Source organism: Sphingomonas pituitosa NBRC 102491 (genome assembly GCF_001598435.1).
Taxonomy (GTDB): domain Bacteria; phylum Pseudomonadota; class Alphaproteobacteria; order Sphingomonadales; family Sphingomonadaceae; genus Sphingomonas; species Sphingomonas pituitosa.
The window spans coordinates 80,400-94,044 of the sequence record NZ_BCYY01000015.1 but is presented as its reverse complement, the minus strand read 5'-3'; the positions used below and the strand labels follow the sequence as shown (position 1 = coordinate 94,044).

Annotated in this window: 12 protein-coding genes; 4 read left to right on the top strand and 8 right to left on the bottom strand. The window is 66.5% G+C overall.

Translation table 11 applies throughout. The annotated features are described in order from the left end of the window. Positions 1-7 precede the first annotated feature (7 nt). The 4 genes from SPI01S_RS13240 to SPI01S_RS13225 all read right to left on the bottom strand — a co-directional run bounded on the left by SPI01S_RS13240 (position 8) and on the right by SPI01S_RS13225 (position 7,499). Positions 8-2,620 carry a TonB-dependent receptor plug domain-containing protein gene (locus SPI01S_RS13240; protein WP_066723173.1) on the bottom strand — a complete coding sequence of 871 codons (2,613 nt, stop codon included), beginning with the start codon at positions 2,618-2,620 and terminating at the stop codon, positions 8-10. A gap of 711 nt (positions 2,621-3,331) precedes the next feature. Further along, positions 3,332-4,861, bottom strand: a complete 1,530-nt coding sequence (locus SPI01S_RS13235) for a DHA2 family efflux MFS transporter permease subunit (RefSeq protein ID WP_066723172.1) — start codon at positions 4,859-4,861, stop codon at positions 3,332-3,334. A gap of 12 nt (positions 4,862-4,873) precedes the next feature. Beyond that, positions 4,874-6,067, bottom strand: coding sequence for an HlyD family secretion protein (locus SPI01S_RS13230; RefSeq protein WP_066723170.1), 1,194 nt, complete (start codon positions 6,065-6,067; stop codon positions 4,874-4,876). Beyond that, the gene (locus SPI01S_RS13225) at positions 6,060-7,499 is read right to left on the bottom strand and encodes an efflux transporter outer membrane subunit (RefSeq protein WP_157084682.1); all 1,440 of its coding nucleotides are present in this window, start codon (positions 7,497-7,499) and stop codon (positions 6,060-6,062) included. Before SPI01S_RS13225 ends, SPI01S_RS13230 begins: the two co-directional genes overlap by 8 nt. 117 nt (positions 7,500-7,616) lie before the next feature. Between SPI01S_RS13225 and SPI01S_RS13220 the strand changes: the two genes are divergently transcribed. The 4 genes from SPI01S_RS13220 (at position 7,617) to SPI01S_RS13205 (ending at position 9,833) form a co-directional block, all read left to right on the top strand. After that, positions 7,617-8,258: a TetR/AcrR family transcriptional regulator gene (locus SPI01S_RS13220; protein WP_066723168.1), complete on the top strand. Its 642-nt coding sequence runs from the start codon at positions 7,617-7,619 to the stop codon at positions 8,256-8,258. Positions 8,259-8,327: 69 nt separating this feature from the next. Beyond that, entirely contained in the window at positions 8,328-8,780 is a 453-nt protein-coding gene (locus SPI01S_RS13215) for a hypothetical protein (protein ID WP_066723167.1), read from the top strand. A gap of 85 nt (positions 8,781-8,865) precedes the next feature. Next, on the top strand, positions 8,866-9,519 hold the full coding sequence (locus tag SPI01S_RS13210; protein ID WP_066723164.1) for a hypothetical protein: 654 nt from the start codon (positions 8,866-8,868) through the stop codon (positions 9,517-9,519). Further along, positions 9,516-9,833, top strand: coding sequence for a hypothetical protein (locus SPI01S_RS13205; protein ID WP_066723162.1), 318 nt, complete (start codon positions 9,516-9,518; stop codon positions 9,831-9,833). Before SPI01S_RS13210 ends, SPI01S_RS13205 begins: the two co-directional genes overlap by 4 nt. Here the strand turns inward: SPI01S_RS13205 and SPI01S_RS13200 are convergent. The 4 genes from SPI01S_RS13200 to SPI01S_RS13185 form a co-directional block, all read right to left on the bottom strand. After that, a complete protein-coding gene (locus SPI01S_RS13200) occupies positions 9,830-10,219 on the bottom strand; it encodes a DoxX family protein (protein WP_066723158.1) in 390 nt (129 codons plus the stop codon). The genes SPI01S_RS13205 and SPI01S_RS13200 overlap by 4 nt on opposite strands. Before the next feature lie 4 nt (positions 10,220-10,223). After that, on the bottom strand, positions 10,224-11,747 hold the full coding sequence (locus SPI01S_RS13195) for a fumarate hydratase (protein WP_066723155.1): 1,524 nt from the start codon (positions 11,745-11,747) through the stop codon (positions 10,224-10,226). A 71-nt stretch (positions 11,748-11,818) separates the two neighbouring features. Beyond that, a complete protein-coding gene (locus tag SPI01S_RS13190; protein WP_174539107.1) occupies positions 11,819-12,586 on the bottom strand; it encodes an EAL domain-containing protein in 768 nt (255 codons plus the stop codon). An 80-nt stretch (positions 12,587-12,666) separates the two neighbouring features. Then, complete coding sequence (locus SPI01S_RS13185) at positions 12,667-13,551, bottom strand: LysR family transcriptional regulator (protein ID WP_066723272.1); 885 nt, start codon at positions 13,549-13,551, stop codon at positions 12,667-12,669. Between the last annotated feature and the right edge of the window lie 94 nt (positions 13,552-13,645).

Sequence of the window (13,645 nt, the reverse complement as noted above, 5' to 3'; positions counted from 1 at the left end):
CAAAGCTTCAGAATTTCACGCTGATCCGGCCGTAATAATAGCCGCCGTTGATCCCGTAGGGCGAGATCGTCGGATAGAGGTTGCTCGAATAGGTGCGCGACCCCGAGAGCAGCTGGGGATCGCGGATATTCTCCGCGGAACGCTTGGTCGGATAGTGGTTGAACAGGTTGTTCGCACCGATGGAGAGCCGAACCGGCTTGGCGACCTCTACGGTCAGTTCGGCATCGGTGATGAAGGCGGCGTTGACCGGCACGATGGTATCGGCACCGCGCAGCGGGCTGTTGCCGGGCGTGGATTCCAGCGCATAGACGCGGGAGTAATAGCTCTCGCGCAGGTTGAGGCTGAAGATGCCGCGCGTCCAGAAGGCGCCGAGCGTGGCGCGGAACTTGGGCGTGCTGTTCTCGAGCTGGACCAGGCTGTAGCGATCGATCAGCGCCGAACGGCTGGGATCGGTGCGGTTGACGTAGAGCGGCGTGGGCAGGCCCGAGATGCCGCGCACCTTGTTCTCGTTGTAGTTGGCGGTCAGCGACCAGTCGACGTTGCCCAGATTGCCCAGGTCGGTCGCGTAGTTGGCGGTGAAATCGACGCCGCGCGTGCGCACCTTGGCGCCGTTGACGAACGTCTGCACCGAGACCGACCCGTCGATGTTCCGCTCGCCGTTGACGTCGAGCAGCACATAGCTGGGGATCGAGCCGCCGAGCGCGGTGGCGACGGCGTTGTACACCGATGTCTGGTTGTAGGTCAGATAGTTGTCGGCATTGTAGGCGACGCAGCGGCTGGCGTTGGAGCCCGTATAGTTCTGCGGGCAATATTGGCCGCGGAAGCCGTAGAAGGAGCTGGAGATCAGGATCCGGTCGCGGATGTCGATCCAGTAGCCGTCCACCGTCACGGTCAGCCGCTTGGCCGGGTGGAAGACGAAGCCGGCGCTGAAGTTGGTCGACTTTTCCGGCTTGAGGCCGCCAAAGCCCAGCGCCGCGCCCGCCGCCGAGTTGGCCGGCAGCACGCCGGAGATGCCGCTGGGGGCGACGTTGATGCCCGAATAGAAGCCCTCGGCCAGCGTCGGCGCGCGGAAGCCGGTGGAGACGGTGCCGCGGATCGCGAAGGCGTCGGACAGGTCGTAGCGGCTGGTCAGCTTGAACACCGTGGTGTCGCCGAAGTCGCTGTAATGCTCGTGGCGGATCGCGCCGTCGATCAGCCAGGCGGCGAGCGGCTTGATGCTCAGGTCGAGATATTGCGAGAAGTTGGTGCGGCGGTGGTTGCCGGCATCGTTGGGGCTGTATCCGAAGAAGGACTGGGCACCGCCGCCATAATAGGAGGCCGGGTCGCCCGAGACGATGCCATAGGTGTCGCGCCGCCACTCCAGCCCGCCGGCGAGGTTGGCGGGCTCGGCCAGGCCCAGTTCGATCGGATAGGTCAGGTCCAGCGTGTTGGTCCACTGGCTGGCCTTGAAGTCGCCATTGTGGAACTCGGTCGGGGTGAAGCCGGTGGCGCGATAGAGCTGCGCGTTGCCCGAATTCTCGACATGCACGCCGACCAGGTCGTCGCCATAGGTGGAGGCGATGTCGAAGGTGCCGGCGCCGAGCGGGCCCTTGAAGCCGGTGGTGACGGCATAGTCGGTCTCGCGCACCGCCTCGAGCGGCTGGAAGCCTGCGGGGTAGAAGGGAACGCCGGCGGCGCTGACGATCACGTCGGGCGTGCGGACATTCTCATAGGCGCGGGCATATTTGTGGCCATAGCTGCCAAAGGCGTAGAGTTCGTAGCCGTTGCCGAAATCATAGCCGGCATTCGCCATGACCGAGGTCTGGTCGATCGAGGGATCGCCGAGGATGCGGTTGGTATAGGGATAATAGGGCAGGTTCTTGATCGCCGGGTAGAGCGAGAGGTAGCGCGCGGCCACCGTGTTGTTGCCATAGACCTGCGGGTTGATGTCGCCGCGGAAGCTGAAGCCCTTGCGCTTCTTCTCCACCGTCAGGTTGACGAAGGCGTTCTCGAACGGCGCGAAGCCGACATTCCCGGCAATCGCATATGTCTTGCCGCCCTGATCATAATAGCGCCCGGCGGTGGCGGTGATCATGCCGCCATGGTCGGCCTTCTTCTGGATGATGTTGATCACGCCCGCGATCGCGTCCGTGCCGTACTGGGCGGCGGCGCCGTCCTGCAGAACTTCGATATGGTCGATCGACAAGGGCAGGATGAAGCTGATGTCTGGTGCGGCGCTGCCGCCGAACGGCCCGCCCGCGATCGAGACGTTGGCGGTGCCGTGGCGGCGCTTGCCGTTGAGCAGGACCAGCGTGTGATTAGGGCTCAGCCCGCGCAGCTTCATCTGCAGGTTGTGCGCCTGAAGGTCGCTGCCGAACGCCTGGGCCTGCACGCTCGGCAGGTTCTGGGCGAGCGCCTGGATCAGGTCCGGCTGGCCCGTGCGGGCGAGTTCGGCCGCGCTCAGCAACTGGATCGGCGCGGGGCTGTCGGCGGCGCGCAGGCCGGTAACGCGCGTGCCGGTAACGATGATGTCGTCGCCTTGCGGTGCCGCGCTCGCGCTGTCCTGTGCAAGGGCGGGTGTGGCGGCAAGCGCCAGGGTGATGGCCAGAACCGTGAACGAAGCCGTTTCGCGAAATTGCATTCGATGGTGCCCCCCGAAGGCTGATGGTTGTCGTTCGTTCCTCAGAAGCGATCTGTTTTCTCTCGTCTTCCTGGTTGCCCTGTGTCGGTCCCGCACCGGACGCGGAGATCCGTTCCCGAAAGCGCCTCCGCGCGCTCGGGTGGAGAAAGGTCGACACTGGGGTACGCCCCGGCAATCATGCCCCGGAGGCATGGTTGCACGGCACTATCCCCGCATCCCTTCCGGGGCAGCGAGGCGGGTACGCCAACAACAATGGTTCGAACCGGGCCCGCCTACCGCGCAAGGCCAAAAGCATTGAGGCTAGCGCTGCAGGCTATATCCTGCCGGGCATCCTCTGCTTGGAAATAACGGCATCGCAATCGCTGATGGTGCCGGATTGGGCAGCGATGTGCCCGGGATCAGCCGGTCGTTATCGCGAAGCTGCAGCACGTAGAGGCCAGCTGTTCCGGCGCCGTTGCGCGCGCAGATGGTGTCGTAGTGGCGCAGGTTACTAGATGGTCGGTCATTTGATCACCCCGTTTTTGTGGATCAAAGCACCGATTCGGACATCCCGCCCCTGAAAACGTTTCTGCTTATTAGGGGGATGCTATCGGTGGGGCAGGGGATGTCAATGCGCGAATGACGTATGTCGTACTGTCCTTGTCACATCTATGACACATAGCCCGCTCCATCGCTGGAACGGGCTATGTGCCTCTACGAACTTGCAGAATATCAGTGCGCCGCGCTGGTATCCACCTTGCCGCGCGGGCGCGGCGTCAGCCAGATGATCCCCGCCGCGAACACGAAGATGATCGCCGAGAGCAGGAACACATGGGTGGTCGCCAGCGTCAGGCTCTCCTGATCGACCAGCCGCGCCACCACGCTGCGCACCTGGTCCACCGAAAAGCCCTGCGCCATCATCGCGTTCAGAGTCGGCTCGGTATTCATCCGCGAGACGATCTCGCTGCGGGCGATGCGCGAGCTGTCGTCCCAGATGCTGGTCGAGATCGAGGTGCCGATCGCGCCCGCCATGGTGCGCAGGAAGCTCATCACGCCCGCCGCCGAGGCGGTCTCCTCCGGCAGCACCGATCCGAGCGCGAGCGTGGTCAGCGGGATGAAGAAGAACGGCATGCCGAAGCCCTGCAGGAACTGCGGGAAGGCGAAGGTCCAGAACCCCGCCTGGCTGTTCCAGTAGACGCGCAGCAGCGCCGAGACGCCGAGCCACAGGATGCCGAACGACACCAGCAGGCGCGGATCGACCTTGTTCGACAGCTTGGCGACCACCGGCGACATGAACACCGCCGCCACGCCCGAAAAGGCGGTGGCATAGCCGGCATAGGTGGCGGTGTAGCCCTGGCTCGACTGGAGCCATTGCGGGATGATCACCGCCGAGGCGAAGAAGGTGGCGAAGGCGAAGGACAGCGAGATCACGGACACGGTAAAGCCGCGGTGCCGGAACACCCGCAGATCGACAATCGGGTCCTTGGCGGTAATCTCCCAGGCGAGGAAGACCAGGAAGCCGACTGCGGCGACCACGCCCAGCCAGACGATGGTGGCATCGTTGAACCAGTCATGCTCGCGGCCGAGGTCCAGCATGATTTGCAGCGCGGCGATCCACAGCACCAGCAGTGCCAGGCCGCCCTTGTCGACCGAGAGCTTCTGCGTCGGCGTCTCGGCGCGGCGCAGCAGCCGCATCGCGCCGAATGCGCACAGCGCGGCGACGGGGATGTTGATGAAGAAAATCCAGTGCCACGACCAGTTGTCGCTGATCGTGCCGCCGGCGATCGGGCCGAGGATCGGCGCGACGACCGTGGTCATCGCCCACAGGCCCATCGCCTGGGCGTGCTGGCTGGGCTTGAAGATGCGCAGCAGCAAGGTCTGCGTCAGCGGCATCAGCGGGCCGCCGCACAGGCCCTGGCCGATCCGGCAGGCGACCAGCATGCCGAGCGAGGTCGACAAGCCGCACAGCACCGAAAAGATGCCGAAGCCGATCACGCCGAGGATGAACACGCGCACCACGCCGAACCGGCCGGCGAGCCAGCCGGTGAGCGGCACGCAGATCGCTTCCGCGACCGCATAGGAGGTGATGATCCAGGTACCCTGGCTGGACGAGATGCCCAGGCTGCCGGCGATGTGCGGCACGGAGACGTTGGCGATGGTGGTGTCGAGCACCACCATGAAATTGGTCAATGCCAGCACCACGCCGGCAAGGATCAGCGAGGGCCCCTCCAGGAAGCCCCCGCGCTGCTGCTGCCCGCTCATGGCACGTGTTCCTTACTTGGCCGAGGTGTCGATCTCGGCGTCCATCGACAGGCCGACGCGCAGCGGGTGCTGCTGCAGTTCCCTGGGGTCGAGCGCGACACGGACCGGCAGGCGCTGGACCACCTTGATCCAGTTGCCGGTCGCGTTCTGCGCCGGGATCAGCGCGAAGGACGAGCCCGTGCCGCCCGAGAAGCCGATCACCCGACCATGATATTCGACGTCGCCGCCATAGAGGTCCGACGTCAGCGTCACCGGCTGGCCGACCTTTACGCGGGTCAGCTGGCCTTCCTTGAAGTTGGCGTCGACATAGAGCTGGTTCAGCGGCACGATCAGCATCAGCTGTGCGCCCGGCGCGACGCGCTGGCCGACCTGGACGTTGCGCCGGGTGACCACGCCGTCGAACGGCGCGCGGATCGTGGTGCGGGCGAGGTCGAGCTTGGCCTGATCCACCTTGGCGCGGGCCGCGAGCACTTCCGGCGCCGTGGTCGCGGTGGTGCCGTTGACCAGCGCCTGGTTCGCCGCCAGCTGGCCGCTGGCCGCGACGCGGGTCGAGGTCGCCTGCGCCAGACCCGCCTTGGCGAGTTCGAGGTTGGCGCGGGCCGCCGCGAAGGCGTTGGTCGCCGAGCTCAGCTCCTCGCCCGAGACCGCGCCGTTGGGCGCGAGCTTCTGGCGGCGGGACAGGTCGATCTGCGCCTTCTGGAAATCGGCTTGTGCCGCGGTCACCTGCGCGCGGGCGCGGGCAATGTCCGCCTCGCGCGCCTGCACCTGCGCGGCGAGCGCTTCGCTGGTCGCCGAGGTCTGGCCGAACTGGCGGGTGGCGCGGCCGAGATCGGCCTCGGCCTGGGCCAGCGCGATCTTGGCATCGCTGTCGTCGATCTGGACGAGCACGTCGCCCTTCTTCACCGCCTGGGTGTCCGACACCGCGACACGGAGCACCTGGCCGCCGGTCATCGGGGTGATGCTGGCGCTGTCGGCACCAACATAGGCGTTGTCGGTGCTCACGAAGTGGCTGCCGACGGCCATGTAATAGCCGCCATAGCCGAGCCCGGCGATCAGGACGAGGCCGCCCACGCCGAGCATCAGCCGCTTGCGCAGCGTCTTGCGCCGGCCGTCGTCCATGTCGACGGGGGCGGGCGCCTGGGAGGGCTCGTTGCGATCGGCGGCGTCGCCGCGTGCGGAATGGATGGCGGGTTCTGCATCAGCCATTGGTCTTGACCTCGGAAGCGGCGACCGCCGCGTTGTTGGTAGAAAAGCCTCCGCCGAGCGCGCGGACGAGTTGGACGTCGAGCGCGAACGCACGAGCCTCCAACGCGGCGACGATCTGGCGGTTCTGCAACACCCTCTCCTCGGCGGTCAGAACATCGAGAAACCGCGAGAGCCCGCCTTGGTAGCGTTGCTGTGCGATTCCATAGGCCTGTTCGGAATCTTCGAGCGCTTGGCGGCTCTGCGCCAGCCGCGTGGCCAGCGCCTTCTGGCTGGTCACTGCATCGGCCACGTCGTGATACGCCGTGGTGACGCTGTTGTCGTAATTGGCGACCGCCTCGTCATAGGTGGCGCGGGCGCGGGCATATTGGCCGCGCAGCTCGCCCCCATGGAAGATCGGCAGACTGATCGCCGGACCGGCCTGGAACACCGATGCGCCACTACCTTTGACAAGGTTGTCAAGGCCGAGCGCGCCATAGCCGGCCAATGCGCTCAGGCGGATCGACGGATAAAAGTCGGCGCGGGCGGCCTTGATCCGGCTGGCGGCGGCCTCCACCCGGGCGCGGGCGGCGGCGATGTCCGGTCGGCGGCCGATCAGGTCCGTCGTCACGTCGGCGGGGATGCCGCGCGCTTCGGTCGGCGCGGCGGGCAGGGCGATGCTCAGCCCGCGATCCGGACCCTGGCCGAGCAGTGCCGCGATGCGGTTGCGGGTGAGGCCGATATCCTCGTCGATCGCGGCGAGCTGGGCGCGTGCGGCGGGAACGGCGGAGGCTGCCTGCTTCTCCTCGGCGCGCGTCTCGAGCCCGTTGGTCACGCGATCGGTGACCAGCTTCTGCGTGGCGAGGCGCACTTCCAGCGCACGCTCCTGCACGCGGCGGTCGGCCGCGAGGCGGGCGAGATCGGCATAGGCGGCGGCGATGTTGGTCGACAGCGCGAGCCGTGCCTGTTCCAGCTCGAGCCGGGCTGCCTCCGCTTCGGAGGTGGCGGCGGCGAGCTGCGAGCGGTTCTTGCCCCAAAGGTCCAGATCGAACGCCAGGTTGAGCGTGCCGTACCCGATCGTCTGGACGTTGGAGCCGATCTCGATCGGCAGGCCATCGCCCACATTGATCTGGTTGGCCGCCGCCGAACCGCTGGCATCGACGCGCGGCAGGCGGGCCGCGCCGACCTGGACGGCATAGGCCTGTGCCGAGCGCAGCCGCGCGGCCGCCGCAGCCAGATTGGGCGCGCCGCGAAAGGCCTCGTCCATCAACGCGTTGAGCTGCGGATCGTTATAGGCGGTCCACCAGTTGGTGACGGGCCACTGCGCCTGCGCGGAGCCGGCGAACGACTGGTCCGCCGCGTAGCTGTTGGCGGCGCGCACGTCGGGGCGGGCGCCGAGATCGGGCACCGGCGCGCAGGCTGCCAGCGCCGAAGCGGCAGCCGCAGACAGCAACAAGGGCCTTGTTGGGAAACGACTCATCATGGTCTGGAAAAACCGTACTATTGGGTACGAGTTCCAGATGGAGAGGCCTTTCGCCCTTGTCAATAGAAAATCGTACCCTATAGTACGGTTATGGAAATCGTAACGCCCAAATGTCTCGGCAAGCGTGAAGCGCGGAAGCAGGACCGGCGCGCCGCCATCCTCGCCATCGCCAAGCGCCATTTCATGGAGCAGGGCTATGCCGGCGTTTCGATGTCGGCGATCGCGGCGGAGCTGGGCGGATCCAAGGGCACGTTGTGGAGCTATTTCGCGTCGAAGGAAGAATTGTTCGACGCCTGTGTCGATGAGGCGACGCGCGACTATCGCGAGCAGGTGATGCAGCTGCTGGTCCCGTCGGACAACCTGCAGGCGACGCTTTGCGCGTTCATCCGCAGCCTGTTGCGCAAGGTGACGTCGCGTGAGGCGATCCAGCTGCACCGGGTGATCCATGCGGAGGTGGAGCGCACGCCCGAGATGGGGGAGATCTTCTTCCGCCGCGGTCCGCAGCGCACCCGCGAGATGCTGGCGGCGCATCTGGAGGACGCGATGCACAAGGGGCAACTGCGCCAGTCCGATCCGCTGAAGGCCGCGTTCGCGCTGACCAGCCTGTGCATGGGCTCGCACCAGCGGGCGATGCTCGGCTACCAGTTCAGCGACGCCGAGATGGACGAGGAAACGGATTATATCGTCGATCTCTTCCTTCGAGCGTTTGCGCCGGAGCCCCGCGCCGCCTAGGCAACCCGCGAGGGGGAGGCCATGCCGAAGTTGCATCATAACCATCGCAGTGCATCCCGGGGGGCGGCCATGGCCGCGGCACTGCTGATCGCCGGCTGCCAGTCGGCGCCGCCCGCACCGCCGCCGCCGTCGCTTGCCTATGCCGGCCTGCCGGTAAGCGGTAGCCTGGCGGATGCGAAGCGCGCCGGGTTCGACGACTGCCTGCAGATGGACGGGGGGCATCTGCGCTGCCGCCGCTCGGGCGTGATGCTGCTCGGGCAGGGCCCCTATGAGGCGGCGCTCGACCTGACCGGCGACGACGGTGCCAGCGGCTTCCGGCAGATCACCCTCTGGCACGATCGCGATCAGTCTGCGGTCCTGAAGGTTTCCGAGGTGCTGAAGAAGCAGGGCTGGGCCTTCACCTATACCGGCGAAGGCGGCCGCGGCGACCAGATGATCCTCACGCGCAAGGGCGCGCCGGTGCATTTCTCGGTCGACCTCAGCTATTGGGGCAAGCGCCGGGTGCGGATCCTGCCGGAATAGTGGGCAGGATCTGGCCGGCCTGGGTACCGCATCGGTTCGGCGCGAACTCCTTGTCGCCTGGACGGCCGCGTAATAACCGGTGGCCATGAAGATCCCGCGTCTCGGAACTGCCCTGCTTGCCGCGCTGTTGCCGGCAGCCTCCTTCGCCGCATCCATGCAGGACACCGCTTCCGCCGCGGACGATTTCGATCCGTCGACCGTCGACGTGAAGGACGCCATCGAATGCCGGCTGGAAGCGCCGGCTTACAACAGCTTCGCCATGGCGATAAGCGGCGAGGAGAAGCTGGCCGCCAAGCGGCAGTGGAAGGCAGTGAAGTCCCCAAATTTCCTGATGCAGGAATATGAACTGCCCACCCCGATCGTCGTGTCCGGCACGTACAGCACGCGCCGCATCGCCTTCACCTCGACCGGGGTATTGGCCATCCTCGATCAGCCCGATCCTGCGGTGATCGCGGGCAAGGAGCAGATCGAGAATGCGATGCCCGCCGATGGGCTGGTGGATGCGCTCGTCGCCTCGGGCAAGGTGACGCGGGCGCAGGCGGAGGCCGAGATCAAGTTCCGCAAGTTCATCGGCGAGCGCGTGATCCGCGACGTCACCAATCCCGCCGATGGCGATCATTTCCGCGCCCGGACCCGCATCGCCCTGAACGTGTCCAACGTCGCGACGCACCCCGGCAAGACGCTGTACGGCTGTTCGTACAAGATCGAACTACTCGACAAGGACGGCAACCCGCTGTGATCGGCGTGCTGATCGCGCTGGCCGTCGCGACGCCGCTGCAGGAGGGCGCCGATGTCTTCATCGGCACGCTGGAGCGGTCCGGCAACGCCATCGTCCTGCGCCGCTGCGACCTGGTCGAGAACCGCTATGCGCTGGTCGATGCGCCTGGCGGACATGCGATGGACACGCTCCGCAAGGCCAGGCTCCCCGCCTATGGCGAGGTGATCGGCCGCTATGTCGAGGGGCCGGATGGCGGCTCGATCCTGCAGGTCGAGAGCGTCGAGAATCTGAAGCCGGGCAAGAACTGCCACCTGGCGGACGCGCTCGGGGGCTAACGCCCGACGCTACCCGCCCAGAGCGCCCCCCAGCAGAGCAGCGGCTGCACGAATAATCGCGGCGCGTGATAGGCCCAGCCGAGCCCCGTGCCGGTCGATAGATCCTGCACCGCGTGCTGGAGGTTCGCCGGGAACACGCACAGCGCGTAGAGCGCGAGCATCACGCCCGCGAGCTTGCGCAGCCGCACCGTCAGCAGGCCCATTGCGCCGGCGATCTCGCACAGGCCGGTGCCGGCGATGACGAGGGCCGGATAGGGCACCCATGCAGGGGTGATGTGCAGGAACGGGCGCGGCACCCACAGGTGCAGCACGCCCGCCAGCAGATACAGGCACGCCAGCACGATGCGCGCGCGGCGGCGCCACCGCGTCTCGGCGGGCGTGCCCATCGTCTCAGGCCTGCTGGAGCAGCCGTTCCTTGGCGATCTTCTCGCGCCACACCAGCGGACCGGTGTGGTGGACGCTCTCGCCGGTCGCGTCGACGGCGACCGTCACCGGCATGTCCTTCACGTCGAATTCGTAGATCGCTTCCATGCCGAGATCCTCGAAGCCGACCACGCGCGCGCCCTTGATGGCGCGGGAGACGAGATAGGCCGCACCGCCCACCGCCATCAGATAGGCGGCCTTGTGGTTGCGGATCGCTTCGATCGCCACCGGACCACGCTCCGCCTTGCCGACCATCGCGATCAGCCCGGTCTGGGCGAGCATCATCTCGGTGAACTTGTCCATCCGCGTCGCGGTGGTGGGGCCGGCGGGGCCGACGACTTCGTCACGCACCGGATCGACCGGGCCGACATAATAGATCACCCGACCCTTGAAATCGACCGGCAGTTCCTCGCCGCGCGACAGCATGTCCTGGATGCGCTTGTGCGCGGCGTCGCGGCCGGTGAGCATCTTGCCGTTGAGCAGCAGGCGATCGCCCGGCTTCCAGCTCGCCACAACTTCGGGGGTCAGCGTGTCGAGATCGACGCGGATCGATTCCTTCGACGGCGCCCATTCCACCTTCGGCCATTCGTCCAGGCTCGGCGGGTCGAGATAGACCGGGCCGCTGCCGTCGAGGCTGAAATGCGCGTGGCGGGTGGCGGCGCAGTTCGGGATCATCGCGATCGGCTTCGACGCGGCGTGCGTCGGATAGTCGAGGATCTTCACGTCGAGGATCGTGGCGAGCCCGCCCAGGCCCTGCGCACCGATGCCCAGCGCGTTGACCTTGTCGAAGATCTCGATGCGCAGCTTTTCGATATCGTTCTGCGGCCCGCGCAGCTTGAGCTGGGCCATGTCAATGTCGCCCATCAGTGACTGCTTGGCGAGCGTCACGGCCTTCTCGGCGGTGCCGCCGATGCCGATGCCGAGCATGCCCGGCGGGCACCAGCCGGCACCCATCTTCGGGACCATCTCGAGCACCCAGTCGACGATCGAATCGCTCGGGTTGAGCATCGCGAACTTCGACTTGTTCTCCGAGCCGCCGCCCTTGGCCGCCAGCTCGACATGGACATGGTCGCCGGGCACCATCTCGACGTTGAGCACGCAAGGGGTATTGTCCTTGGTGTTGACGCGGGAAAAGGCCGGATCGCGCAGGATCGAGGCGCGCAGACGGTTCTCTGGGTGGAGATAGGCGCGGCGCACGCCTTCATCGACGACGTCCTGCAGCGAACGCTCGCTGTCCAGCACGCACTTCTGGCCCCATTTGATGAACACGGTGACGATGCCGGTATCCTGGCAGATCGGGCGATGCCCCTCCGCGCACATCCGGCTGTTGGTCAGGATCTGGGCGATGGCATCCTTGGCGGCGGGGCCCTGCTCGGCCTCATAGGCGTCGCCCAGCGCGCGGATATAATCCATCGGGTGGTAATAGGAGATGTACTGGAGCGCGTCGGCGACGCTCTCGATCAGATCGGCTTCCTGGATGAGGACGGTCATGGATCTTGCCTGCGATGCTGTGTCGCCCGGGGCGGGCTCCTGGTCCCTGTATAGGCCAAGGCGCGGCAGGACTAGTCGGGTCGGGCGCGGAGCGCGTCCTCGCTGATGGCGGGCAGCACGCCGAGGGCCGGTCGCGCGTACCAATAGCCTTGGTGATAGCGCACGCCGAGGTCGCGCAGCGTCGCGGCCTCGGCAGCGGTTTCGATCCCCTCGGCGATCAGCAGCGTTTCGAGTTCGGCACAAAGGCCCGCGACGGCGCGCACGATCGCCTGGCGTCGACGATCGCCGTCGATGTTCCGCACAAGCTCCATGTCCAGCTTCACTTCGTCCGGTGCGAAGCGGGCGAAACGATCGAGGCCCGAATGTCCGGCGCCGAAATCATCGATTGCGACCTTGAAGCCGATCTGCTTGTACGATTCGATGATCGTGGCGACATGTTCGGGCGAGCCCATCTGCTCGTTCTCGGTGAACTCGAAGATCAGGCGGTCCAGCGGCAGCCCGGCCTTGCGCGCGGTCTGCAGCGTCAGCTGGATGCAGGCCATCGGCGAATAGACGGCGTTGGGCAGAAAGTTGATGGAGAGGAAAGCGCCGGTGGCCATCAGCCCGGCGGCCATCGCGGTTTCAATGGCCTTGACCCGGCAGGCCTGATCGAAGGCGTAGCGATTGGCGTCCGTCACCTGCGACAGGACGTGGATCGCGCCTGTCCCGTCTGCGCCGCGCACCAGCGCTTCATAGGCGAACGGCGCGCCCGTCAGCGTGTCGACGATCGGCTGGAACGCCATGCCGAACGGGATGGCGAAATCGGTGCCGTCGCGGCAGCCGCTGCAAATCTTTCGCATCTCCATCCCTTGCACCTAGCCCAATCCTACTAATTTTGGAGAATCGACATCGGCACGCGGTCCGGCTCCCGGACCGGCGGCTATGCCTGTGCCGCGGCAGCGTCGCGCAGCAGCGCGGCCACCAGCGGGTTGGGGAAGCGCCGATCCAGCGTGACGGCGTAAAAGCTCTCGGTGACCTGCGGAAGCTGATCGAGTTCGACCAGGCTGCCCGCCGCCAGCTCGTCGCGCACGACGATCGGGGGAAGCACGGCCAGCCCCACGCCCTCGCGGGCGAGCAGACGCATCATCGCCATGTCGTCCACCTCGGCGGCGATCTGGGGGCGCACGCCCAAGGTTGCAGCGAGCGCATCGAAGGCGGCGCGCACGCTGCTTTCCAGCGTCGGCAGTACCAGAGGCTGGGTGGCGAGCAGCGCGGCAAGGCTGGTGTCGCCGGCGATGCCGGGGCGACCGATGAGGCTCACGCGCTGCTCGGCGATCTTGTGGGAAAGATAGGGCGTGATCGCATCGCGGGCGGGCGGGCGGTTGGCCAGCACCACATCGAGCTGCAGGCTCGCGAGCGCTTGCATCAGCTCCGCCGCACTGCCCGAGCGCAGCACCAGCTCCACATCGGCCCGGTGGAGCAGGGGCTGGACGAATCCGATCTGGAAGTTGCGCGACAGCGTCGCCAGCGCGCCGATCCGCACCGCCTGGCGCGTGCGGCCGGTCTCGCGCAGCACGTCCAGCAGTTCGTCGCCGGTCGCGAAGATCGAATCCGCGTGGTCCAACGCGATCCGTCCGGCTTCGGTGAGCACCAGCCGACGGCCTTCGCGCTCGAACAGGGCATGGCCCAGCCGTTCCTCCAGCTTGCGGATCTGGGTGGAGAGCGCGGACTGTGAAACGGCCATCCTCTCGGCCGTCCGCGTGAGGTTGCCGTCATGGGCGACCGCCCAGAAATATCGAAGATGGTTGTAGTTCAGATCGCGCATGACGTTCTCATAAAGCGAACGATACGTGCCATACAATGAATTTTATCTGATCGTTTCGCACGCCTAACGCTCCGCCCACAGAAGAAGGAGATCG